The sequence below is a fragment of the Pedobacter jaeyakensis genome (assembly GCF_054461315.1).
This window is the reverse complement of the sequence record NZ_CM136921.1, coordinates 2197975-2223168: the sequence shown is the minus strand read 5'-3', so window position 1 is coordinate 2223168 and position 25194 is coordinate 2197975. Positions and strand designations below refer to the sequence as shown.

Below are 25194 nucleotides of genomic sequence, written 5' to 3'. Positions count from 1 at the left end.
CTTATTGTTTTATAATTCGTTGAATCTCATCAAGTTTAAGTAACGCCTCTACAGGTGTAAGTATGTTTACATCCAGGTTATTTATGGAATCCCTGATCTTCACTAAAATAGGATCCTCGACGGCAAACATTTGCAATTGATAGGCCTGATTCTGAACTTTTTTGATACTATCCTTGATACTTTGACCTTCAGTTCGATCAATCTCGAGTTTCTTTAATATTTCATTGGCTCTGCTAATTAACCTCGGCGGCATTCCAGCCATTTTTGCGACATGGATACCAAAACTATGCTCGCTTCCACCCGGAACTAGCTTTCTTAAAAAGATTATCCTATTGCCAACTTCTTTAATAGAAACATTGAAATTTTTAACCCGGCCCATGGTATTGGCCAATTCATTAAGTTCATGATAGTGAGTAGCGAAAAGCGTTTTTGGCTTTGCTGTAGGATGCTGATGAAGGAACTCTGCAATTGCCCAGGCAATGGAGATTCCATCATAAGTACTGGTACCGCGACCAATCTCATCTAATAATATTAAACTATTGTCTGATATATTATTCAGGATACTTGCAGTTTCATTCATCTCTACCATGAATGTACTTTCTCCAGAGGAAAGGTTATCTGAAGCGCCTACCCTGGTAAATATTTTATCAACCAAGCCTATCGATGCTGTCTTCGCCGGAACAAAACTACCCATTTGTGCCATTAAGACTATCAAGCCGGTCTGTCTCAGTATTGCAGATTTACCCGACATATTGGGACCTGTAATAATAATGATCTGTTGACTCTCATTATCAAGAAACACATCATTAGTAATGTATTCCTCGCCAACTGGCAAACGCTGTTCAATAACAGGATGTCTGCCACCTTTTATATCAAGCGTTTTATCTTTATTTACTTCTGGTTTTACGTAGTGATTTTTAATGGCTAATTGCGCAAAACACAACAGAACATCTAATTGAGCTATTAAGAAAGCATTGAGCTGTATCTGTTTGATGTAGGCAGAAACCTGGTACATCAGTTCATTATACATCCTAACTTCTATCACCTGGATCTTTTCTTCTGCTCCTAGTATTTGCTCCTCATATTCCTTTAATTCTGGGGTAATATATCGTTCCGCACTTACCAGGGTCTGCTTCCTAATCCAATCTGCAGGTACTTTATCCTTATGTGTATGGGTAACCTCCAGATAATACCCAAATACATTATTAAACGCTACTTTTAAAGAAGGTATACCAGTAGAGGCAGCTTCCCGCTTTTGTATTTCTACAAGGTAGTCTTTGCCGCCAAATGCAATTTTACGGAGACGGTCAAGATCTTCATCAATGCCATCAGCGATAACATTTCCTTTAACTAGAAGCGCGGGTGGATCCTGCTGAAGTTCTCTTTCCAGCTTTTCTCTTATCGTTAAACAAGGATTGAGCTGATCTGCCAGAGTACATAAAAAAGGATTTTTAGTTTCCTCTGCTAGTTTCTTAACCGACTCTATATGATAAAGCGCCTTTTTCAATTGACACAACTCCCTAGGACCAACTTTTTGAAGGCCAACCTTCGAAATGAGCCTTTCCAAGTCACCTATTTGCTTAATATGGTTTAAAAAACCATCTAGTAGAACTTCCTCTTTGACCAGAAATTCTACCATGCCTAAGCGCTCTTGAATAGGCTTCAACTCCTTCAATGGCATGATAATCCATTTGTATAACAAACGGGCACCCATTGGCGTTGATGTTTGATCTAGTACCTGAAAAAGCGTAATGGCATTATCGTGAGGGGAACTTACCAATTCCAAATTACGGATGGTAAAGCGGTCCAGCCACACATATTTATCTTCCTCTAACCTTGAAATAGCACTGATGTGCTTTAGGTTACGATGTTCAGTATCGTTTAGATAATGTAGCACCACCCCTGCAGCAACGATACCTGATTGTAGTTTATCTACACCAAAACCTTTTAAGGAATTGACTTCAAAATGTTTAATAAGAATCTCGTTGGCATAGTCGGCAGTGAAGGCCCATTCGTCCAAGTGAAAAGTATAAAACTTATCACCAAATAACTCCAGAAACTCTTTGCGTTTACTTTTTTGATAAACTACTTCATTTGGTCTAAAACCCTGTAATAGCTTATCAATGTATTCAGCATCCCCCTGTGCTACCAAAAACTCGCCTGTGGAAATATCGACGAAAGACACGCCAATGGAATTTTTGTCGAAATAAACCGCTGCCAGGTAATTATTTGACTTTTGACTTAGGATGTTGTCATTATAGGCAACTCCTGGTGTAACAAGTTCAGTTACTCCCCTTTTTACAATTGTCTTTGTAGTCTTGGGATCTTCCAGCTGATCGCAAATGGCAACACGCTGCCCGGCACGTACCAGCTTAGAAAGGTAATTATCTAAAGAATGATGCGGGAATCCGGCAAGTTCTAATGCCCCATTTGGACCGGTACCCCGTCTAGTAAGTACAATGCCCAAAATCTGCGCAGTTTTTACTGCATCTTCCCCAAAGGTTTCATAAAAATCGCCCACTCTAAATAGCAACAACGCACCCGGGTATTTTGCCTTGATGACATTGTATTGCTGCATTAAGGGAGTTTCCTTATAAGTATCTTTAGCCAAAGTATATCTGTTTACAAAATCGTAAATATACTACCTTGATGAGTAGGCTTCATGATTTGTGGAAAAGTTAAATATTGTGAATAGGTTTAAAGTTTTGAAATGTAGGATAAGAAAAGCTGTAATGCTTGACGCTTTTTGTCTGTGAGTTCGAAATCCAACTTATTGAAGAGGTAATCTTCCAGATCAAATCCTTGATGAACAGGCAAATCATTAAGTAATTCTTTACGATGCGCAAGTCCTAATGCCAATGCAGTATTGAATTCTGCGATGAAATCATCAGGAATTGTCCGATTCGCAACCCAGGCAGCATAAACAAATGGAAGACCTGTGAAATTCATCCATTCCGCACCCATATCATAGGCAAAAGGGTAAGTGTCCTTTTTACCGAATGTGCGGTCGCCGATGAGCACTATCGCATCAGATACTGCATTAATATCTGTCGTAAAAACAACATCCTTTTGCCAATAGAATTTTAAGAGAACCTTGGCCAGATTGTTAGAGGTTCTGGAATGACTGTCTAATCTAACTGATTTTATTTGATCGACTGGTACATTGCTGAATATGAATACGGAATTGACGGCGCCAACTGATCCTATGCAATAATTGGCAACAATATTTGCATTAGGCACATTTGGTATAGCTGCAACTGGTATCAACCCGATATCCACCTGACCAGCTATCAGTTTCGCTGCACAATCTGACGGAATGTCAAGACTTAGGTCTATTTTATTTGCAATATCTGAATGTGATATTCCGTAAATAAAAGGTTTGGTATTGGTGTATGCAACTGCAGAGATTTTAAGCTTATTCAAAGAAATTATTTTAGATGTTCTGTGTTGTTAAATTCGATGATGTGAAATTGACCATCGGTATAATTAACTTTGTATAATGTGGTATTTAAGTGGGGAAAATCTCCCATTTCTGATAGTGGTTTATTGGATAACAAACATAACAGCAGCCGCATAGCACGTCCGTGCATGCAAATCAGCACTCGTTTCTCTTCAGTTTTGCTTGTAATGACATCAACAGCATCCCTTAACCTGATTAATACTTGATTAGGGCTCTCGCCACCTTCAAAAAAAGCATCGTAATCTCCACCTTGCCATCTATCCATTATCGCTTTAAAAGCCGTAATGGCATTGGCATCATTGGGCTTACCTTCCCAAATTCCCCATGCAAGCTCGTCCAAACCTGACAACTGTTGCCATGGAAGCCCGGCCTCAATGAAACCCTTTACGGTTTGATGTGTTCTAACTAACGTTGATGTATATACTTTGTCGAAAGGAACGTCTTTATACACCGCATAAAAGGCTGCTGCCTGAGCTCTGCCGGTATCATTTAGATCACTGTCGATTCCCCTACCCTGTACTATTCCCTGTTTATTTAAATCTGTTTCACCATGCCTGATGATATATAATTCTTTATCCATCTAATTAATTACCGGCAACTTATAAAATTGAGGCTTCACGTCTTCCTCGAATACAACATCTGTAAAATCAGTTACTACGTTATACAATGTATCTCTTTCAATTGGCTTACGCCTTACTTGTTTGATTAGGGCTACCAACTCCTTAGTGCTCATAGCTGGATTTTGCTCTTCAGCTCCTGCCATCGAATAAATCTTGGTAGTATCATCTAATGTACCATCAATATCATCCACTCCAAAGTTTAGAGAAAGTTGAGCAGTCTGTCTGCTGATCATGGCCCAATACGCTTTTATATGATCAAAATTATCCAGGTAGATCCGAGATATTGCATAGTTCCTAAGGTCTTCAATAACTGATACCTCTGGTACATTTTCCATCTGGTTATGTTGATTTCTAAATTTAAGAGGGATAAAAGTCTGGAATCCTCCTGTACGGTCTTGAAGCTGACGGAGTTGTTCCATATGATCTACCCTATGTTCAAATTTTTCGATGTGACCATATAACATAGTCGCATTTGAACGCATCCCTAATTTATGCCATTCCTCATGAATTTGCAGCCACTGATCGCCTGTACACTTATCTTTGGCTATAATTTCCCTTACCTCGGGATGAAAAATCTCTGCACCGCCTCCAGGAATGGATTCTAGTCCAGCCTCTTTCATTAACCTCATGCCTGTGGCGTAGTCTATTTTAGCTTTCTTAAAGATGTAATGGTATTCCACGGGGGTTAAAGCCTTAACGTGTAATTCAGGGCGGTGTTTTTTTATTGCTGTAAAAAGTGCTGAATAGAATGCGACGTCGTACTGTGGCAATACTCCACCTACAATATGTACTTCGGTAACTGCATCTCCATCATATTTTTTAACTACATCAAGCATTTCTTCCAGGGTCAATGCCCAACCTTCATCTTTTTGCTTAATTAAACGAGAATAAGAACAGAATTTACAATCGTATACACAGAGATTAGTAGGCTCTAAATGGAAATTTTTATTGAAATAGGTACGATCGCCATGCTTTTGTTCTCTAATGTAATTTGCTAAGGTTCCAAGATAGCCAAGTTCAGCATTTTGGTATAGATAGACCCCTTCGTTGAAAGTAATTCTTTGCTGGCCTAATACTTTTTGTGCAATTAGTCTATGCTGCTCAGGGAGATCCTGATCATTTATAATCACCGCTAATTTTGAAGTAGTATCCATAATTATTGATATGCAGCAAAAGTAAGATAAAAACAAGAAAGATCGGGCTATACAAAAAAAAAGGGCACCTATTAGGCGCCCAATTTACTTTACTTTTACATTAGCTTATTTTACCGCTTTTGTAAAATTTAATACGATGTATGCTGGCGACGTGCCATATTCAACTGGTGATTTGATAACCAGGTTGTCACCATTTCCAGAGGAAAGTAATAAGCGATATCCAGATGTTACATTTTTAGCCTTATCCCCTTCAAAGATTTTTTTAAACTGGAAAGTTTGATCAGCAGGCGAGGCAGACCAATAAATAGACTGTGTTTTTGCCGCACACGCGCCACCACCAGGAAGCGTGTAAGTTCCATTACCACTATTTGTTAGACTCCAGGTACTTCCTATAAAGCAAGTATATGGTCCGTCGTCGAACAACGATTTAACGGCAGATTGAGGTAGTCCCTCAAATGTGATGTCGTTTAAAACCCAATTACCTGTAATTTTTCCTCTCGATACAGTGGTACTAGCTGCACCTTTAGGTGAGCAACTTTGCAAAACCATTAATGAACTGCATAAAATGGCTGCTATTAGGAATATTCTTTTCATGTGAATGTTATTTTGCTAACCAATTACATAAATCTTGCCAAAACTTAGAAATATTATTCTATACCTTTACTATTACAGTATTTGAGACCAAGTTTTCACATTTAACATTCATATAATGAAGCCCGAAACCGTTGCTATTCACGCAGGAAATCTTTATAAAGCAAGCACGAAAGATGTCATTACACCTATCAGCTTGTCGACTACATTCTTAAGAGATGAAGATGGTGGCTATTCTGGTGGACATATTTATAGCCGCGTTAGTAACCCAAATCGCTCTAACCTGGAAAAAACTCTTGCCGAATTGGAAAAAGGTGTGGATGCATGCGCATTTTCTTCAGGTAATACGGCCGGCATGAGCCTGTTTCAAGCATTGAAGCCTGGTAGTCATATCATCGCCCCGGATGACATGTATTGGGGATTCAAGAAACAGCTTCAATCTATCTTTGCAGAAACGTTGGAATTTGATTTCATTGATCAAACAAATCTGGAACTGATTCAATCCCATATTAAATCAAACACCAAATTGATTTGGATTGAGACACCATCAAACCCCTTGCTTAAGGTAACCGATATTAAAGCAATTGCTAAGCTTGCAAAAGCACACCACCTCATACTGGCCTGCGATAGTACTTTCGCTTCTCCATGTCTTCAAAACCCAATTGTACTAGGTGCTGACATTGTAATGCATTCATCTACGAAATATATCGGTGGTCACAGCGATGTTTTAGGTGGAGTATTGATAACAGCTAAACAGGATGAGCTATGGCAGGCAATACGAAATGTTCAACAAATTGGAGGCGCAGTTCCTTCTCCATTCGATTGCTTCTTATTATTAAGAAGTATCAAAACATTGCCATACCGGATGCGAGCCCATAGTGAGAATGGATATGCATTGGCCAAGTTTTTAGAAACACATGCAGCGGTAGAACAAGTTTTTTATCCAGGATTGTCGTCACATCCACAATATGAAATAGCCAGAAAGCAAATGTCTGCGTTTGGCGGGATGTTGTCCATACTAGTTAAAGGTGGCGCTCAAGAAGCAAGGCGTGTTGTAAATGCCGTTAAAATATTTGCACAGGCTACCAGTTTAGGGGGCGTTGAGAGTCTGATAGAGCACCGCGCTTCAGTAGAAGGCCCAGACACTAAAACACCACAGAATTTAATTCGGATATCTGTTGGACTGGAACATATTGACGACCTTATTGCTGATTTGAACCAAGCTTTAAATCAATATTCTACATAAACAACGATGAAGTTTGTATAACAAAAAATAAATTATATATCTAATAAACAGATATTTGCTAAATTTTCAGAATTATATTTTGGTTTTTGAAGCTTACCCTATTACATTTGTATCAATATCTAGCAATAGCTAAGAAAGTCAATCCTATTTTCAGGTTTGATTTATAAAGAAGTGGCGAGAGACAGGCTCAATGACCCACTGGCAACCCTCCCAAATGGAGAAGGTGCCAATTCCTGACCAAAAAGCATGGTGCTATTTGGAAAGATAAATTGAAACAAGATGAAAAATGTAAAAATCTCACCGGATCAAACGAATTGTTTTATAGCCCAACATACCCGTTGTATGTGCTGTTGCATGCTATAGTTTGTAAATCTTCCATCTGTATTACCCATTCATTCGGAAGGCCCTTAAAAAGGGTACGGAAATTAAGTATGCCCCCACTGGGTGCAAATTCATTTTAACAGTTCACTATAAAAAAGAAAACATGTCAACCTCATATAAATTCGAAACATTACAATTACATGCTGGTCAGGAAATTGATCCGACAACTGGTTCCAGAGCAGTACCTATTTATCAAACTACCTCATACGGGTTTAAAAATTCTGAGCATGGTGCGAACCTTTTTGCGTTAAAAGAGTTTGGAAATATTTATACACGTATCATGAATCCGACCACGGATGTGTTCGAAAAAAGAGTAGCTGCTTTGGAGGGTGGTGTTGCGGCCTTGGCAGTTGGTTCTGGGCAGGCGGCACAGTTTATCGCTTTGAATAACATACTACAAGCTGGTGATAATTTTGTTTCCTCTTCTCATTTGTATGGTGGTTCTTACAACCAGTTTAAAGTTGCTTTCAAAAGATTAGGGATAGAAGTGAGATTTGCCAATGGCGATGACGAGCAAGATTTTGAGAGAAAAATCGATGCAAACACCAAAGCCATTTACCTGGAAAGCATTGGCAATCCGGCATTTAGTGTTGCAGACTTTGAAAAATTAGCTGCAATTGCCAATAAGTACGATCTCCCCTTAATTGTTGACAATACTTTCGGTGCTGCGGGCTACCTGTTCAGACCGTTGGAACATGGCGCGCACATCGTTGTTCAATCTGCTACGAAATGGATTGGCGGTCATGGAACAAGTATAGGCGGAGTGATCGTTGACGGAGGAAATTATAACTGGGGCAATGGAAAATTTCCTCAGTTTAGCGAACCTTCCGAAGGCTATCATGGTTTAATATTTAGCGATGTTTTTGGTGCCGCCGGGCCTTTTGGCAATATTCAGTTCATTATCCGTGCAAGGGTTGAGGGATTGAGGGATTTCGGTCCTGCGCTATCACCTTTTAATTCTTTTCTACTGACTCAAGGACTTGAAACACTTTCTCTAAGGGTACAACGACACGTAGACAATGCTCTTGACCTTGCGAACTGGTTAGAAGGCCATGAATCGGTAAAAAAAGTTAATTATCCAGGTCTTGAAAGTAGCCCATATCATGCCAACGCCAAAAAGTATTTAAAGCACGGTTTTGGCGCGGTATTATCATTTGAGCTTCATGGCGACCTTGAAAATGCATCTAAGCTAGTGGATAGTCTAAAACTAATTAGCCACCTTGCAAATGTTGGCGATGCAAAAACACTAATTATCCAGCCCGCAGCAACAACTCATCAGCAACTTAGTGAAAGCGAGCAGATCGCCTCTGGAGTGTCACCAAGTTTATTGAGAATCTCTGTGGGTATTGAGCATATCGATGATATTAAAGCAGATTTAGAACAAGCATTTGCAGCGATTCATCACTAAAATCAATTATTTCATCAACTGAATGAGTACTATTTCTACATATTTTCATAATGAACTTTTCGAATTTGAGAGTGGTAAAACCCTGCCCGGCCTTCAAATCGCTTATCAGACTTATGGTAAATTAAATGCAAATAAAGATAATGTTATTTGGGTTTGCCATGCCTTAACTGCTAACGCTGATGTTTTAGATTGGTGGAAAGGCCTCTTCGGCAACAATGATCTTTTTAATCCAGAAGAGCATTACATCATTTGTGCTAACGTATTAGGCTCCCATTATGGTACAAGCAACCCATTAAGTGAAAATACGGTAACCGGTCAGCCTTATTATCTTTCCTTTCCGGAATTTACCATAAGGGATCTTGTAGCAGCTCATCGATTGTTAGCAGCACATTTGGAGATTGAAAATATCAAAGTACTGATTGGCGGATCACTAGGCGGTCAACAAGCATTGGAATGGTCGATCATTGAGAACAACAGAATTGAAAATCTAATACTAGTAGCAACCAACGCTGTACATTCTCCATGGGGCATTGCTTTCAACGAAAGTCAGCGTATGGCCATTGCTACTGATAGAACTTTTTATGCACAACAGCCGGAAGGTGGGCTGAAAGGGCTCAAAACTGCAAGAAGTATTGCTTTGCTATCCTATAGAACATACGAAGCCTATGCCACTACGCAGTTGGAAAGTGTGAACGAAAAAACCACCAATTTTAGAGCAGCTTCCTACCAAAACTATCAGGGAGAAAAACTTTGCAATAGATTCAATGCCTATAGCTATTGGTATCTGACAAAAGCCATGGATAGCCACAATGTGGGAAGGGGTAGAAAAAGCGTTATTGATGCATTAAAACTGGTACATGCAAATACACTGGTAATTGGAATCGAAAATGATGTTTTGTTTCCCTTTTCTGAACAGGATTTTCTGGGCAAAAACATTCCAAATGCTTCCTTTAAGAGCATCAACTCTGCCTATGGCCATGATGGCTTTTTAATAGAAACGGATACGTTAACAAACATAATCGGCAATTTCTTCAAAGAAACTGCAGGCAAAAAAATAATAAAATTACATAAAACAGCATAATACGTCAATGAGCAAAAAACTTAAAATAGGCCTGTTTGGGTTTGGAGTTGTAGGACAAGGCCTACACGATATCATTCGCGGCCAGGATCTTAATCTAGAAATTGTTAAGATTGCTATTAAGAATCCTGAAAAAAAGAGATCGCTAGATGGACATCTTTTTACGACAGACCACAATGAGATTCTCGATAACCCGGAAATCAACACTATTGTAGAACTGATAGATGATGCTGCAGTGGCTTTCAATATCGTGAAAAAGGCACTAATTAGCGGAAAGAACGTAGTTTCTGCCAATAAGAAAATGATTGCCACACATTTGAGTGAACTTGTGACTTTACAAGAAAAGCATGGATCTTCTTTGCTTTACGAAGGTGCGGTATGCGGTAGTATTCCAATTATCAGAAATCTTGAAGAATATTATGACAACGAACTTCTGCACGGGATCAGTGGGATATTTAATGGTTCATCCAACTACATTTTATCCAAAATTTTCAATGAGAGCCTAGAATATGGAGTAGCTCTTAAACAGGCGCAGGACCTGGGTTTTGCAGAAAGCAACCCAATTCTCGATGTAGGAGGATATGACCCTAAATTTAAACTTGCCATTGCAACCGCACACGCTTACGGTCTATTTATTGATCCCGACAAAATTCTGAATATCGGTATCCAGAACCTGAACGAAAATGACATTAGGTATGCTAGAGAAAAGAATTTTAAAATCAAACTAGTTCCAACCGCGAGAAAAATTAGCACCAAACAAGTTGTCACCTATGTTCTTCCCAAGTTTGTGAAATCTGACGACTTCCTTTTCAACGTTGAAAATGAATATAATGGCGTAACGGTACAGGCTGCATTTGCTGATAAACAGTTTTTCTTTGGGAAAGGTGCTGGTGGACACCCGACAGGCGCCGCTGTGCTTTCAGACATCGCCGCTTTGAGATATGATTATCGCTATGAATACAAGAAATACCATCAGCAGAATGGACTTATCCATACTGATAATGTAAACATTGAGGTGTACCTAAGGTATGAGCATGAATATACTCTAGAAAAATTAAAGGTTGATCAGATCGTAGAGCGTTTTTCAAGAAATGACTATAAATATGTTATCGGCAATGTAAGTCTGAAGACGTTATTGGCAAACCGCGAACTTTTAGAACAAAAAGACATATTTATTGCACATACAGGACGATACACTTACACTGAGCAGCAGATTAGTGCAATTTCTGAAGAAGAGGTTTTATTTAATTAGTATACTTTGTTTTTGTTTTGATATCATTCGGGCCTCAGTTTGAGGCCCAATGTATTTCATAATATCTCTTAAATCTCCCTGTTGGTATCCCAATTTTCCAGGTAATCTGCTATTCTCCTTATAAAGGAACCACCGAGGGCTCCATCTACTACCCTATGATCATAAGATAACGACAGGAACATCATATGCCTGATCGCAATAACATCGCCAAATTCCGTTTCCAAAACTGCAGGTTTCTTTTTTATGGCACCTATAGCTAATATAGCTACTTGCGGCTGATTAATTATCGGTGTACCCATAACGTTCCCAAATGAGCCAACATTTGTTAGCGTGAATGTTCCATTTTGAGTTTCATCTGGCTTCAATTTGGAACTTCTTGCGCGACCTGCAAGATCATTAACCGCTTTTGTAAGGCCAACAAGATTAAACTGATCTGCATTCTTTATTACTGGAACAATGAGGTTTCCACTTGGCAGGGCTGCAGCCATGCCAATATTAATGTCTCGCTTTTTAATGATTTGGGTACCGTTTACAGATACATTGATCATTGGAAAATCTCTAATGGCTTTTGCAACTGCCTCAATAAAAATCGGTGTAAAAGTAATCTTCTCGTTTTCACGTTTTTCAAAACCCGCCTTAACTTTATCGCGCCATAATACCATATTGGTAACGTCAGCTTCAACAAAGGAGGTCACATGCGGCGAAGTACTTACGCTCATTACCATATGATCGGCAATAATTTTTCGCATCCTGTCCATTTCGATGATTTCATCACCTCCACTCACGCTTACTAAAGGCTTGGCGGGCGTTACCTTATTCTTTTCGGTGATTTGTATTGAATTGGTCTCCGTCTGACTTCCGAAAGCCTCCTTATCTCCCGTTCTATTGGCGATATAATTCAAAAGGTCATCTTTAGTAAGCCTTCCTTCGGCGCCCGTTCCTGGTATTTTATCAAGTTCATTATGAGTAATACCTTCCTGAGCAGCAATATTTTTTACTAATGGCGAATAAAACCGATCTGAAACCGGCAACTGATCAATGCCTGGAATATCTTTGACCGCAGAAACTTCTGGTTCATTTCCGGAAACCTGTCCAACACCTTTTGAATCCTCACTCGATTGAGCCTCAGGCACAACTTTCTTTGGTGAATTATCCGTACCCTCTGTTTCGATTATAGCGATTACATCACCAACCTGAGCAATTTCATCCTCTTTAAATAATTGCTTTACCAACTTTCCGGCAACAGGGGAAGGGACTTCAGAATCCACCTTGTCTGTAGCGATCTCCAAAACGGTATCATCCAGCTTAATTTGATCTCCAACCTGTTTAGTCCATTTTATTATAGTTGCCTCTGCAACACTCTCCCCCATTTTAGGTAACAATAATTCGTACTGAGCCATTTTTTATTCTATAATTGGTGTTAAATGCAAAAGTAAAGTATTTTGGAGACTTAAACCTCATTCCCTTTAAGTTCATTAAGTAGCATCATTAGTGCTGAGGATGCAGACCGTTCAATGTTCTGCAAACGTTTATTACCAAATTTGAACACCTTCGCAACCGTTTGATTTTTGCTCGCTACCGCAATCCACACTGTGCCAACGGGCTTGCCCGGCATTTCACCACCTGGACCAGCTATTCCCGTAACTGCTACTGCGTAATCTGTTTTAAATTTATTTAATGCCCCATTTGCCATTTCGATAACTGTTTGTTCACTTACAGCGCCAAAATTTTGAATGGTTTCAGGAGATACCCCGAGGGCGGATATCTTTAAATCATTTGCATATACTACTGCCCCGCCATGATAGACTATTGATGAACCTGGATGCTTTGTGATCAAATGAGCAATATACCCTCCTGTGCAGCTTTCAGCTGTAGATAAAGTGAATCTTTTGGACTCCATTACATCCAAAACGGCTTTTTCTAATGCAACATCATCTTCGATGACTACATATGGTTTGATAAGAGCTATAAGCTGCCGTGCATGCAGTTCTACTTCCTCCTTTAATATTTCTTCATCATCTCCTGTCCCGCTTAATCTTAATCTTACTTGGCCAAGTTTAGGTAGATAGGCTAACTTAATATGAGAAGGCAATTGATCTTCCACAGGCTCGATTTCGGCAGCAAGAAATGATTCTCCAATATTCGCGGTTAAGATAGTTTTATGGACGATAAATGGCAGGTTCAATACCTTTTTTAATCTTGGAATGATTTCTTCTTCCATCAGGTACATCATTTCAAAAGGTACACCTGGCATAGAAACGATGATATTGCTATCCTGCTCAAACCACATGCAAGGCGCTGTACCATTCTTGTTTTGAATTACGACACAACCATCGGGTACGTCAGCTTGCTTCATATTTGACTCAATCATAGGTCTGCCCGACCTTTCGAAAATTCCCTTAATATGATTTAAAGTCTCTTCATCCCTTCTAAAGTCCATATGAAAATACTTAGCCAAAGTGATTTTAGTAATATCATCTTTTGTAGGCCCAAGTCCCCCGGTAATAAAAATTACTTTCGCACGCTTTTGCGCTTCTTCCAATGCTGCGGTTATGTGTGCAGCATCATCAGAGACTGAAGTAATCTGCTTTACTTTTAGCCCTATCAAATTGAGTTGTTGGGCCATCCATGCGGAATTAGTATCAATGATCTGACCGATCAGGATCTCATCGCCGATGGATATTATTTCTGCTAGCATAATAAAAAATGTTAGAAACGGGTATAGTAATTTTTTCTCTTGCTCAATTTTAGGTCCTGCAAAACAGATGCCTTAACCTTAATATCAACTGAATAGAACTGATATGCACCAAAAGGGATCCAGCTCACACTCATATCCCAGCAATGGAGGTCGCGATATATGGCCAGTGAGGTTTGCGAAAATGTACTGGCCTTAAAATCCCAGCCTGAGTTAAACTGTACCTTCCAATTTCTGGTAATATTTGCATCGCCATTGAAATTTAAAGTGTTTGTGATACTGCTAGTTGATCCTGTTCGATCCTTAGTATAAAGGAAGCTATAAGCAAAAGCAAAATTCCAGGGGATGTTAAAGTCTACAAAAGCGTTTGGATCTCTGCTTACCTTGGCCAATTCATCAGATTGTTCTTTTGTCATGGTTCCTTTTTTCGTAAGGTCATTACGAAGATCAGTCTCATTCATGTTTCTTCTTTTTAGGGCTTCTGGATTTAAACTATAATCGAATGAAAAACCAAAAGTGGTCAATCTTGGCAGTTTTCCATCCTGCCAGGTATACCTGTCGCGTAGCAATCTAATAGGCGCTCCATTAGGCCCTTTAACTACACGGCCGTCTAAATCCAAACTATCCCTAACCTGATAAGGGTCTAAAGTAGCGTAATAGTTAATTCCCAGCTTATCCGTGAATTGAGATCTTCCATTGAGACTAAGCGTAGATAGTTTATAACTTTTTGCCAGCAAATTGTAACTCCCATTGATTCCGAGGCCCTGTATAATCGCTATTTTTTTCTCCCCTTTGCCTGTGGTATCTTTAGGCGAAGTAAACTTTGCTTCCACAGTGTTATCTACGCCAAATGAGATCGTTGCATTTCTACCTAAACCAGGACCACCATATAAAGATCCTTCAAAAATGGAATAAAGCAAATTCTTACCATCAGGTCCTTTAACAAAACTTCCGTCTGAGTACTTAGCCTCTTTGTAATAACCAAGCTTAGGGTTGGAAAAATCCGGCGTGTAGGTCAGGTTGATCCTTGGTGTCATTACATGCCTTAAGGCCTGAAAATTCCCAAACTTGGTAAATTGTGCGGTACTGTAAATTTTGGTAGACAAACCCATTCCCACGTTATATTCTCCGTTCCTCTTAAAGCCAGGTATCGTATCAGTAATTGGAATATCAGAACCGTTCACTACCCTAAAGTAGGTCTTCTCAATGGTCTGGAAATGCCAGCGCTCCTGGTAGGAAGTATTTGCTGTAAAATTGAAATGAAATAATGTAAAGGCCAAACTAACAGGGATTTGGTGGCTAACCCCATTTTTAAACTTATTTAAACTCTCCCGCTTAAAAAGCAAATCCTCTCTTGAAGTGATGCTGTTACTTGCCTGCATAGAATAACCAACGGTCAACTTCTGATACCATTTTTGTTCGCCCAATCTGTTCTTTGAATCAAAGGGACTAAAAGTTGGAACAGACAAACTAATATTAGGCAATGTCAAACTTACTGACCGGGTAGCCGTTTCCTGGTATCCAGAAAAATCTGTACCCAGGGTAATACCATTATCGAAGACCCTGCCGTAAGCTATACTGGATCGTAACGTATTTTTGGCAATTTGCGAATAATCATAGCTGCTACCACCGGCAGTATTCTGATTGTAAGAACTTGTACCTGCGTCAACAGATGCAGAGAAAGTTGTACCGGGCTTGGCGTTTGGATTTTGACTGTGGGTCCACTGTATGTTGAAATCCTTTTTTGGTGAATACTCGGCTGTACCCTCTAAGCCATACCGGGAATTCGAATACCTTAAGTTAATGTTACCTGTATATTTATACCGCTTCATATAATTGGAAAGCAGTGAGGCATCATAAGAACCACGGGTGTAAATACTACCAGTCATTTTTGCATCCCAGTAATCATTTAAACCCAAATAATATCCACCATCGCGAAGGAAGAATCCTCTTGTGTAATCTTCTCCCGGACTGGGAAGAATAAACCCTGAACTCTTTTTATTTGGTTTGGGAAAAAATGCAAATGGAAGTCCGAGAGGTAAGGGAATGTCCTCAATCTTTAAATATACTGGGCCTGTGATTATTTGATGTTCTGTGACGATGCCTTTGGTGATATAAATACCAAAATGCGGATGTGGCAGATTACATGTACTGTAGGTCTGGCCCTTACTATGTATTTCATCATCTGGCTGCTTCTTTGCTTTACCACCCGAAAAAAATCCACCTTCCTGCTCTGTAAATACACCAAAAATATTACCTGCACCGCTTTTAATATTGTATCTTAGAGAATCTGCTTTTGATGTACCCTGCCCTTCCATTTTCAGAATAGGTCTTCCTACATATTTGCCTTTAGAATTATTTCTTCCACGGGCGAAAACTATATTCGTCTTCGTATTAAACTCGATATAATCTGCATCTAACTCAAAGCCCTGGTAAATTACTCTGGCTTCACCGTAGAGGTACACAATTTCTTTTTCTTTATCAACGCGTGTAGAATCTTTTGCTTTATACTCAACCTTTTCTGATGCAACTGTATCTTTTGGCTTACTTTGTGCGTTAGTTCTTGGGGATGACGATTCTGACCTTACCGGTGCTTGACTTCTTGTACGTGTACTTGGGTCTTGGCGCGCAGCAAATAGAGAACGAGCGGACACATCATTACCAGTAGAAACCAATAATACAACTAAGTTCAAAAAAATGATATTCAGTAAAAGTTTCAAATTCGTGTGTGAATGTTATTTTTGCATTTATGTTTAATCCAAAACGTTCAAAATTAATGAAAAATATACCATTGCTTAGGCCAAATGTTATTTTGATCGTATTTATTTCGGCAATGATCAATACTATATCTAGTTATCAGGCCTTTACGCAGGAATACAAAATAAAAACTATTGTAATAGATGCTGGTCACGGAGGTAAAGATGGTAGCACCAGAGGCCTGTATTCTACAGAGAAAGACGTTGCTTTGAAAACGGCCCTTCACCTCGGAGCAGCGATCGAGGCTAACCTGAAAGACGTAAAAGTAATATACACCCGCACAGATGATACTTTTATTCCTCTATATGAACGGATTGCAATTGCTAATAATGCTAAAGCTGATCTCTTTATCTCTATCCATTGTAACGATATGCCTGTGAGGAGATCAACCGTCGTCACTGGGTATAGAAGAAATAGCAAGGGAAAAAGAATACCAATAACCAGTACAGTATCCAGAAAAAGTACAAGCACCAGAGGTGTAGAAACCTTTGTATCGGGTATGGGAAGAGTAAACGAACAAGATGAAGCCATAAAAAGAGAAAATGCTTCTATCTTCCTGGAAGACAACTACAAGGAGAACTACGAAGGTTTTGACCCCAATAACCCTGAAAACTTCATTATCCTCTCCCTGATGAAAAATACTTTTAGAACCCAGAGCTTAAGACTTGCAAAACTGGTTCAAGATCAGTATGTTAATGTAGGACGTATTGATAGGGGTGTTCAAGAGAAAAGTCTTGCTGTATTAGCCCGCGCCGGAATGCCTGCGATACTTACAGAAATTGGATTTATCAGCAATCCTGAAGAGGAGGATTACATGAATTCTGAAGCTGGACAAAACGAAATTGTCAATTGCCTTATAGAAGCTATTAAAAACTATAAAAAGGTTATAGAAGGATAACTAATTGCGTATGATAGAAAAAAAAAGTGCATTTCTTATATTGTTCCTATTTCTAGTACTCCCGCTCTTTTCAATATCGCAAGGATATAAAGTACGTACCATCGTGATAGATGCAGGCCACGGAGGTAATAAACCTGGAGCCCGCGGGACTACCTCACTCGAAAAGAATATCGCACTTGAAGTAGCACTAAGGCTAGGAAAAAAATTTGAACGGGATATGCCAGAACTTAAAATCCTTTATACCAGAAAAACCGATGTAGATGTCGACTTCTACAAAAGGGCCGCTCTGGCAAACGATAACAATGCTGACATATTCATTTCGATCCACTGCAACTCAATGCCAGACAATCGTGTATTGACTGGGTACACGAAAACTAAAAGCGGCAAAAAGATCCCTAAATACGCGATCACTAAAAATAAAACAACAAAAGGAACGGAAACATTTGTAGCTGGCTCCCACAGATTGAATGAGCAAGATGCTGCAATAAGAGAAAATGAGGACATCAAACTGGAAAAGAACTACAAACAGAATTATAATGGTTATGATCCTAATGATCCCGAAACATTTATTATACTATCTTTGTTTAAGAATGTATTCCGGGATAAAAGTTTGAAATTAGCACGTCTTGTACAGGATAATTATACAAATAACGACAACCGGGTTAATAGGGGAGTTAAGGAACAAGGACTGTTAATCCTACAGAGATGTGGAATGCCGGCAATTTTAACAGAGATAGGCTTTATATCCAATCCCGACGAAGAGCAATACCTAAACTCTGAAAGTGGGCAGAATGAAATTGTAAATTCCATTTTTAAAGCTGTAAAAAGCTATAGACAAGAAACTGAAACAAATTAGAATGAAGATAGCAAACGAAACCAAAGTAGGCATTTTAGCAGCCTTTTCTATAGCACTGTTAATTATTGGGTATAATTTTTTGAAAGGCAATGCCATATTTTCAAGTGAGACTGTTCTGTATGCAAAATACTCGCATGTAGACGGGCTTGGTGTTTCAAAACCGGTCCTTATCAATGGTTTTCAGATCGGCCGTGTAGATAAATTACAGCTTCAACCAGACGGTTCCATTCTCGCTACGCTTAAAATTAAAGGGAAGTATGAAATACCTAAGAACAGTATAGCGAAGTTGGAAAGCACTGACCTATTAGGCAGCAAAGCGATTGTGATGGCATTAGGAACGGGTAATGATTTTGCAGAAGATGGTGATACGTTAAATGCCAATGTCGCAAAAGGACTTTTGGAAACAGTAGAACCAGTTCAGAAAAAAGCAGAATTGATCATTGCTAAAATGGATTCTATCCTTACCAGTGTTAATTCTATCCTTAATCCCAATTTCCAGAAAAATGTTGACAAAAGTTTCAATAGCATTGCATCTACCCTAGCTTCTTTAGAAGCGACATCTAAAAAAGTAGATAACCTTGTCGGATCAGAGGGTTCAAGAATTTCGTCAATCCTATCTAACGTGGAGGCGATCTCGAATAACCTGAAGCAAAACAATCAAAAAATCAATTCAATACTGAATAATATCAATACCATTACTGATCAGGTTGCTGCTGCAAATTTTAAACAAACCATTGACAACGCTAATAAAGCGGTAGCAGATCTTCAAACAATTGTTACTAAAGTTAACAACGGACAGGGAACTCTCGGCCAATTGGTTAATGACACGAAGATGTATGATAATCTGAATAATGCCTCTAAAAATCTCGATAATCTGATAATAGATCTAAAAGAGAACCCTAAGCGCTATGTGCACTTTTCAGTATTTGGTGGAGGAAACAAGAAAGATAAATAGTTAGATTTCGTAAGTTATGCCTTCTAGCGCAAGCTCAGTATTCTCAAATACTGACTTTGCCTCTTCCAAAAGTGGAAGTAGCGCTTTATATCGTGATGAAAAGTGGCCAATTAGTAATTTCTTAGCCTTTGTAACTTGGGCAACCTGAGCGGCTTGTAAAGCAGTTGTATGATGTGTTTGATTGGCCCGTTCCAACATCTCCTGTAAAAAAGTCGCTTCATGATAAAGCAGATCACAATTTCGAATGCTATTGAAATAGCGTTCATCAACTAATGTATCTGAACAATAAGCATAAACTTTAGGTTGTGCAGGATCTGTTGTGTAGTCCTTATTAAATATCGTTTTCCCACCGGGCAGATCAAGATCCGCACCGCGCTTCAAGAGCGGATAATACTCAATGCCAACTTGATCCTCTTCCAATTTTTCAACGATCAGCTTGCGCATTCTAGGTTTCTGACTAAATTTAAAACCCGTGCAAGGTATACGGTGGTTTAGAATAACCGTTTCCACTGTCACATCGGCATTCTCATAAATAACTAAAGACTGATTAGCTTCAATAGCGGTAAACTCGATGGGATATCTCAATAACGTTTCGGAATGCTTAAACTGCAATGCAAGTATTTCTTGTAAAGCATGAGGAGCAAAGATCTTCATAGGTTTTATCCTGCCATTTAAATGCAAACTGGATAACAAGCCTATCAAACCAAAGTAATGGTCGCCATGTAGATGGCTAATAAAAATGTAATCTATCTTATTTGCTTTAAAACCAAACCTGATTAACTGCTGCTGAGTACCTTCACCACAATCAATCAGGTAAAATTTCTCGTTGCAATTTAATAATTGGGAGGTGGGATTTCTATTGTGAACCGGAGTTGCAGAACTGCTGCCCAGTATAGTAACCTCAAGTTTCATCTAATCCCTTTCTACTCCACCCAAAAGTTCCTTCTCTATTTCGTCCATAAAGATCAGGTCAGTTGCCTCTTCCAACTTAGCAACAATAGTTAGCGACTGGTCCAGACTAGACATTTCCAGTATTTTTGATACTGCTGCATTGACTCCAGTAATAATGAAAAGTCCGTTAGCTTTTTTGCAAAGTCTGCTACCTACCAGCAAACTGCTTAGGTCCTGAGAATCATTACACTCCTTAACTAGTGAAAGATCAAGAACAATATTACAGTAGCCTTCTGCATTCAATAATATGAATTCAGATTTAAGCTTAGGTGTATTATCATTTGTCAATTTTGACTCCTTTAGCTTTATAACAACGTATTTTTCGTGTTTGTCTACTGAAAATTTCATAGTATCAAATATTTAGTTATTAATGCGAAAGTAACGAATTAATCCCGTTAATAACGTTTTTCTCTATTCTGTTTAACACATCAACGGTCTCATTTTTCACAAAATTGTCGCCAGTTATTTGCTCGTATAGTTCAATGTAGCGCTCTGATATGGAATCCACACGCGCTTTATCCATAACGGGAACGGTCTGTCCATCCTTTCCCTGGAAACCATTCTCAATTAGCCATTTTCTAACAAATTCTTTAGACAATTGCTTTTGAGGTTCATCAGATTTCTGTCTTTCTTCATAACCGTCTGCGTAGAAATATCTGGATGAGTCGGGAGTATGAATTTCATCGATTAAATAGATATCATCACCAACCTTACCGAACTCATATTTCGTATCAACTAATATCAAGCCCCTATCTGCTGCCATTTCCGTACCTCGCTTAAATAAGGATCGGGTATAATTTTCAAGCTGGGTATAATCCAGAATAGAAACAATTCCCTTCGCTAAAATATCTTCTTTCGATATATCCTCGTCGTGACCAACTGCTGCTTTTGTTGTTGGAGTGATGATGGGTTCTGGCAATTTATCGTTTTCTTTCAAGCCATCAGGAAGGGAAACTCCGCAAACGCTTCTCTTGCCAGCACTATATTCTCTCCATGCGTGACCAGCCAAATAACCTCTTATCACCATCTCCACTTTAAAAGGCTCACAAATCCTACCTATGGTTACCATTTCGTCTGGAACGTCTAGAACCCAGTTAGGTATAATATCTTTTGTGGAAGCAAGGAATTTAGCTGCAATCTGATTTAGCACTTGTCCTTTAAAAGGAATTGCCTCAGGTAGTACCACATCAAAAGCTGAAATTCTATCTGTAACAACCATCGCCATATATTGGTCATTTATAGTATAGACATCCCTTACCTTACCTTTATAATAATTTGATTGTTTAGGAAAATTAAAATGAGTTTCTTTTATCGCTGTCATTTCTATTTAAGTAGTTAGTTGTTAGTAGTTAGGATATAGCAGTTAGTAATTAGTAATTGGCATCAAGACATGTTTAAAAACAAAATCTAACGATCGATATAGAAATACTAACAGCTAAACACTAATTTCTCCTATTGAATATCTCCGTATGCTTTCAATATCCGTTTTACCAGCTTATGCCTCACAACATCTTCTCCTGTAAGGTAAATGATATCAATGCCAGGGATGTCATCCAGTATCCGCAATGCATTGTTCAATCCAGACATCTGCTTTCTTGGAAGGTCAATTTGAGTCACATCTCCGGTTACAATGAATTTTGCAGAAGGGCCCATTCTGGTCAGGAACATTTTTAACTGTAAATCTGTAGAGTTCTGTGCTTCATCCAGGATTACGAAGCAATTGTCTAATGTCCGCCCACGCATAAACGCCAGTGGTGCAATTTCTATAGTTCTGTTTTCAATATATAACTTCAGCTTTTCAGCAGGGATCATGTCATCAAGCGCATCATAAAGCGGGCGCAGATAAGGATCTACCTTCTCTTTAAGATCACCTGGAAGAAAGCCCAGGTTCTCTCCAGCCTCAACTGCCGGCCTGGTTAATATAATCCTCTTTATTTCTTTGTTCTTCAATGCCCGTACGGCCAGTGCAACAGCAGTATAGGTCTTACCTGTACCTGCAGGGCCAATGGCAAATAATACATCACTCTTACCAATGCTATCCACCATTCTCCGCTGATTAGCGGTTCTGGCTTTTATCATTAGTCCATTTGTACCGAATACGATCACTTCACCGCCGCCACCTTGGCCGCTAGGCTTTTCAGATGTTCCTGAACCTTCGGCAGATGGTGTCTTTCTGGACTGTAAAATACCTTCGACGTCATTGGCCGTCAGGGCGCTGAATTGTTCCAGGTGACTGATCAGCTGGTTATATTTTTTTTCGAACAAACTAAGCTCCTGCTCTTCACCCAGCACCTTAACGTCGTTACCCCTTGCTACAATTTTCAATTTTGGAAACGCATTCTTGATGATTTCATAATGCTCGTTATTGGGACCCCAAAATTGTACCGGATCTACCGATTCTAATGTTAATTTTAGTTCGTTCAAAATATTGTTTTTTTTAAGAAGTGTATATTTTGATATAAAAGTTGAATATTTGTACGCGGCTGACCGCATACGCAAGATTAAGAATAAATATTCAATTTTTAATGGCCATTATTACATTAACGACAGATTTAGGCTCGAAGGATTTCTACCAGGCTGCTCTCAAAGGCAGTATCCTGAGTATCCTGCCTACAGCGAACATTGTTGATGTAACACACGAAGTTCCCTCTTTTAACATCTCATACGCCGCGTTCGTATTGAAGAATGTGTATCCTTATTTCCCAAAAGGGACAGTACATTTGATAGGTATTGATTCTGTCTTTAGCGAAAACACGAAATATCTGGCCTTAAAATACAAAGATCATTTCTTTGTAGGTGCTGACAATGGCATATTCTCCTTGTTATTTGATGCTGCACCAGACGAAATTGTAGAACTTAATATTATGCAGGATTTAAAATATCTTCATTTCCCACTTGTTGATATATTTGTGAAAGCAGCGGTTCATTTGGCCAAAGGCGCAAAATTAAAAGAAATTGGGGTGCCTACAGAGAGCGTGGAACAAAGGATGTTGCTTAACCCGGTAATTGAGCGCGATATCATACGCGGTAGCGTAATTTATATTGATACGTTCTGTAATGTGATCACTAACATTACCAAAGATCTTTTCACCAAAATACAGAGAAATAGAGATTTCACCCTTTACTTTAGAAAGAGTGAAACCATAACTCAATTAAGTTGGCACTACAATGAGGTGCAAGAGGGTGAAAAGCTATGTTTATTTGGAATTAGTAACCATCTTGAAATCGCAATTAATAAGGGTAAAGCAAGTGGGTTGCTGGGATTACACCTCAATGATATTATTCGTATTGAATTCCACCCTTAGGGCATAGAGTTTGCTATCTTGATTGAGCGTAACAATAACTTAATCACAATGCTTCTAAAATCAATCATTTTGTTCTTCCATATGGGAATTGCCATTAGTGCAAGCGCGATCGTCACGCAAACTGACACAAGTGCCTATCAGACACAACGGTTAAAAGTCAATGCCTTATTGAATCAGCGAAGCATCAGATTCGGACAATACGATCAAAGTCTTAATGCAAGGACAGGTATTTTCGGTTTTCAAACCAAAGGAGACATCAAAAACTCTAATGAAATATTAAGACAGATTGTGCTGAACGACAATAACATCTTCAAGGAACTGAAGATATTGATGGATTACAAAGATCAGGAAGTCAAGCAGGCAAAAAACACAGCTTCCACGGTGAATAGCAGAATGCTCAATTACATGCAGTCGATAAAAAAGCTCCAAGACCAAAATGAATTGTTGACTAAAGAACACTCCCGTTCTACGCTCGGAGGAATGTCAAACATTATTATACTCTTATTGCTGGCAGCACTTGCAGGAACCTATTTTTACTTCCAAAATAAATTAAAGCAATCTGCAGCCGCTAAATAAAAAAGCGTACTCATTCTTTTGCTAATGAGAAGAATGAGTACGCAGGAACTATTTATTTAGTGAAGTGTTCTATAATAAGATTGGCAAGCTCGGTTCCAATTCTCTCTTGTGCTTCATTAGTAGAAGCTCCAATATGAGGTGTTAAGGAAATCTTTGGATGCTGTAAAATTGCAGCTAGTGGAGTCGGCTCATTATCAAACACATCTAAGCCGGCAAAAGAAAGCTTTCCGCTATCAAGTGCTGCAATTAGTGCTTCTTCATCAATTGTTCCGCCTCTTGAGCAGTTAACCACACCAACGCCATTCTTCATTTTCGCAAATTCATCCGCACCCAAAATAGGTCTATCAGCAAAAGGAGTATGTAAACTGATGAAATCACTATTACTGATCACCTCATCCAGCGAAACAGTCTTTACTGGAATATCAACTTTGATTCCACCTTGAAGGTTTAATGTCAAATTATCTTCAAATGGGTAAAGATCATATGCTAAAACATTCATTCCCAAACCTAATGCAACAGTAGCCGTTTCTCTACCAATCCTACCGAAACCGATAATACCGATAGTTTTTCCTCTAAGTTCAATTCCTTTAGCGTAAGCCTTCTTAAGTCCGTTAAATTTGGTAGCTCCCTCAACAGGCATTTTCCTGTTTGCGTCCTGTAAAAACCTAACTCCTGTAAAAAGGTGCGCGAAAACAAGTTCTGCAACAGACAATGAAGAAGCTGCTGGAGTATTAACTACAGCCACACCCTTACTACGGGCATAATCTACATCAATGTTATCCATTCCAACTCCACCCCTGCCTATCAATTTAATAGTAGGACATTGGTCTATTGTTTCTTTACGAAGCTGAGTTGCACTTCTAACTGTGATGGCATCGTAGTTCTGAAGTGCTTCAACTAATTTATCCTGAGGCACAGTCTCTGTATCCACAACAAAACCAGCCTGCTCTAATAACGCTTTTCCGATGGGATCTATCCCATCGTTTGCAAGTATCTTAATCATCAATCTAT

22 protein-coding genes and 1 riboswitch are annotated in these 25194 nt (G+C 39.1%); of the genes, 9 read left to right on the top strand and 13 right to left on the bottom strand.

Annotated features, from left to right (window positions below; genetic code table 11):
- Position 1: 1 nt before the first annotated feature.
- From mutS to ACXZ1K_RS09870, 5 genes are all read right to left on the bottom strand, one after another.
- Complete coding sequence (gene mutS / locus ACXZ1K_RS09890; protein ID WP_458969498.1) at positions 2-2611, bottom strand: DNA mismatch repair protein MutS; 2610 nt, start codon at positions 2609-2611, stop codon at positions 2-4.
- A gap of 86 nt (positions 2612-2697) precedes the next feature.
- Positions 2698-3423: a menaquinone biosynthetic enzyme MqnA/MqnD family protein gene (locus ACXZ1K_RS09885; protein ID WP_458969497.1), complete on the bottom strand. Its 726-nt coding sequence runs from the start codon at positions 3421-3423 to the stop codon at positions 2698-2700.
- Between the two features lie 5 nt (positions 3424-3428).
- Complete coding sequence (locus ACXZ1K_RS09880) at positions 3429-4040, bottom strand: histidine phosphatase family protein (RefSeq protein ID WP_458969496.1); 612 nt, start codon at positions 4038-4040, stop codon at positions 3429-3431.
- On the bottom strand, positions 4041-5234 hold the full coding sequence (mqnE, locus tag ACXZ1K_RS09875) for an aminofutalosine synthase MqnE (protein ID WP_458969495.1): 1194 nt from the start codon (positions 5232-5234) through the stop codon (positions 4041-4043).
- 105 nt (positions 5235-5339) lie between these two features.
- Positions 5340-5828, bottom strand: coding sequence for a hypothetical protein (locus ACXZ1K_RS09870; protein ID WP_458969494.1), 489 nt, complete (start codon positions 5826-5828; stop codon positions 5340-5342).
- Between the two features lie 115 nt (positions 5829-5943).
- Between ACXZ1K_RS09870 and ACXZ1K_RS09865 the strand changes: the two genes are divergently transcribed.
- From ACXZ1K_RS09865 to ACXZ1K_RS09850, 4 genes are all read left to right on the top strand, one after another.
- Positions 5944-7071, top strand: coding sequence for a trans-sulfuration enzyme family protein (locus tag ACXZ1K_RS09865; RefSeq protein ID WP_458969493.1), 1128 nt, complete (start codon positions 5944-5946; stop codon positions 7069-7071).
- Between the two features lie 158 nt (positions 7072-7229).
- A riboswitch (SAM riboswitch) is annotated at positions 7230-7342 on the top strand.
- Between the two features lie 213 nt (positions 7343-7555).
- The gene (locus ACXZ1K_RS09860; RefSeq protein ID WP_458969492.1) at positions 7556-8860 is read left to right on the top strand and encodes an O-acetylhomoserine aminocarboxypropyltransferase/cysteine synthase family protein; all 1305 of its coding nucleotides are present in this window, start codon (positions 7556-7558) and stop codon (positions 8858-8860) included.
- 22 nt (positions 8861-8882) lie between these two features.
- Positions 8883-9941, top strand: a complete 1059-nt coding sequence (locus ACXZ1K_RS09855) for a homoserine O-acetyltransferase family protein (protein ID WP_458969491.1) — start codon at positions 8883-8885, stop codon at positions 9939-9941.
- A 7-nt stretch (positions 9942-9948) separates the two neighbouring features.
- Positions 9949-11190: a homoserine dehydrogenase gene (locus ACXZ1K_RS09850; protein WP_458969490.1), complete on the top strand. Its 1242-nt coding sequence runs from the start codon at positions 9949-9951 to the stop codon at positions 11188-11190.
- Positions 11191-11258: 68 nt separating this feature from the next.
- On the opposite strand, the gene ACXZ1K_RS09845 is transcribed toward ACXZ1K_RS09850, so the two are convergent.
- From ACXZ1K_RS09845 to ACXZ1K_RS09835, 3 genes are read right to left on the bottom strand one after another with little or no spacing between them, the layout of a single operon-like run.
- A complete protein-coding gene (locus ACXZ1K_RS09845; protein WP_458969489.1) occupies positions 11259-12590 on the bottom strand; it encodes a dihydrolipoamide acetyltransferase family protein in 1332 nt (443 codons plus the stop codon).
- Between the two features lie 50 nt (positions 12591-12640).
- Entirely contained in the window at positions 12641-13888 is a 1248-nt protein-coding gene (locus ACXZ1K_RS09840; protein ID WP_458969488.1) for a competence/damage-inducible protein A, read from the bottom strand.
- Positions 13889-13899: 11 nt separating this feature from the next.
- Entirely contained in the window at positions 13900-16578 is a 2679-nt protein-coding gene (locus ACXZ1K_RS09835; protein WP_458969487.1) for a putative LPS assembly protein LptD, read from the bottom strand.
- A gap of 83 nt (positions 16579-16661) precedes the next feature.
- On the opposite strand from ACXZ1K_RS09835, the gene ACXZ1K_RS09830 reads away from it, so the two are divergent.
- Genes ACXZ1K_RS09830 through ACXZ1K_RS09820 form a run of 3 tightly spaced genes read left to right on the top strand, consistent with a single transcriptional unit; the run spans position 16662 to position 19351 of the window.
- A complete protein-coding gene (locus tag ACXZ1K_RS09830) occupies positions 16662-17540 on the top strand; it encodes an N-acetylmuramoyl-L-alanine amidase family protein (protein ID WP_458969486.1) in 879 nt (292 codons plus the stop codon).
- Positions 17541-17550: 10 nt separating this feature from the next.
- Positions 17551-18396 carry an N-acetylmuramoyl-L-alanine amidase family protein gene (locus tag ACXZ1K_RS09825; protein ID WP_458973213.1) on the top strand — a complete coding sequence of 282 codons (846 nt, stop codon included), beginning with the start codon at positions 17551-17553 and terminating at the stop codon, positions 18394-18396.
- Position 18397: 1 nt separating this feature from the next.
- The gene (locus ACXZ1K_RS09820; RefSeq protein WP_458973212.1) at positions 18398-19351 is read left to right on the top strand and encodes an MlaD family protein; all 954 of its coding nucleotides are present in this window, start codon (positions 18398-18400) and stop codon (positions 19349-19351) included.
- Here ACXZ1K_RS09820 and ACXZ1K_RS09815 read toward each other — a convergent pair whose 3' ends face one another.
- The 4 genes from ACXZ1K_RS09815 to ACXZ1K_RS09800 all read right to left on the bottom strand — a co-directional run bounded on the left by ACXZ1K_RS09815 (position 19352) and on the right by ACXZ1K_RS09800 (position 22726).
- Positions 19352-20263 carry a ribonuclease Z gene (locus ACXZ1K_RS09815; RefSeq protein ID WP_458973211.1) on the bottom strand — a complete coding sequence of 304 codons (912 nt, stop codon included), beginning with the start codon at positions 20261-20263 and terminating at the stop codon, positions 19352-19354. It lies immediately after the preceding gene.
- Positions 20264-20650, bottom strand: coding sequence for an STAS domain-containing protein (locus ACXZ1K_RS09810; RefSeq protein ID WP_458973210.1), 387 nt, complete (start codon positions 20648-20650; stop codon positions 20264-20266).
- Between the two features lie 19 nt (positions 20651-20669).
- Positions 20670-21623 (bottom strand): phosphoribosylaminoimidazolesuccinocarboxamide synthase, encoded by a 954-nt coding sequence (locus ACXZ1K_RS09805; protein WP_458973209.1) that lies wholly within the window; start codon positions 21621-21623, stop codon positions 20670-20672.
- A gap of 131 nt (positions 21624-21754) precedes the next feature.
- Positions 21755-22726 carry a PhoH family protein gene (locus ACXZ1K_RS09800; protein WP_458973208.1) on the bottom strand — a complete coding sequence of 324 codons (972 nt, stop codon included), beginning with the start codon at positions 22724-22726 and terminating at the stop codon, positions 21755-21757.
- A 101-nt stretch (positions 22727-22827) separates the two neighbouring features.
- Between ACXZ1K_RS09800 and ACXZ1K_RS09795 the strand changes: the two genes are divergently transcribed.
- Complete coding sequence (locus ACXZ1K_RS09795) at positions 22828-23607, top strand: SAM hydrolase/SAM-dependent halogenase family protein (protein ID WP_458973207.1); 780 nt, start codon at positions 22828-22830, stop codon at positions 23605-23607.
- A gap of 48 nt (positions 23608-23655) precedes the next feature.
- Positions 23656-24183 (top strand): hypothetical protein, encoded by a 528-nt coding sequence (locus ACXZ1K_RS09790; protein WP_458973206.1) that lies wholly within the window; start codon positions 23656-23658, stop codon positions 24181-24183.
- Positions 24184-24235: 52 nt separating this feature from the next.
- Here ACXZ1K_RS09790 and ACXZ1K_RS09785 read toward each other — a convergent pair whose 3' ends face one another.
- Positions 24236-25186, bottom strand: coding sequence for a D-2-hydroxyacid dehydrogenase (locus tag ACXZ1K_RS09785; protein WP_458973205.1), 951 nt, complete (start codon positions 25184-25186; stop codon positions 24236-24238).
- Positions 25187-25194: the final 8 nt, after the last annotated feature.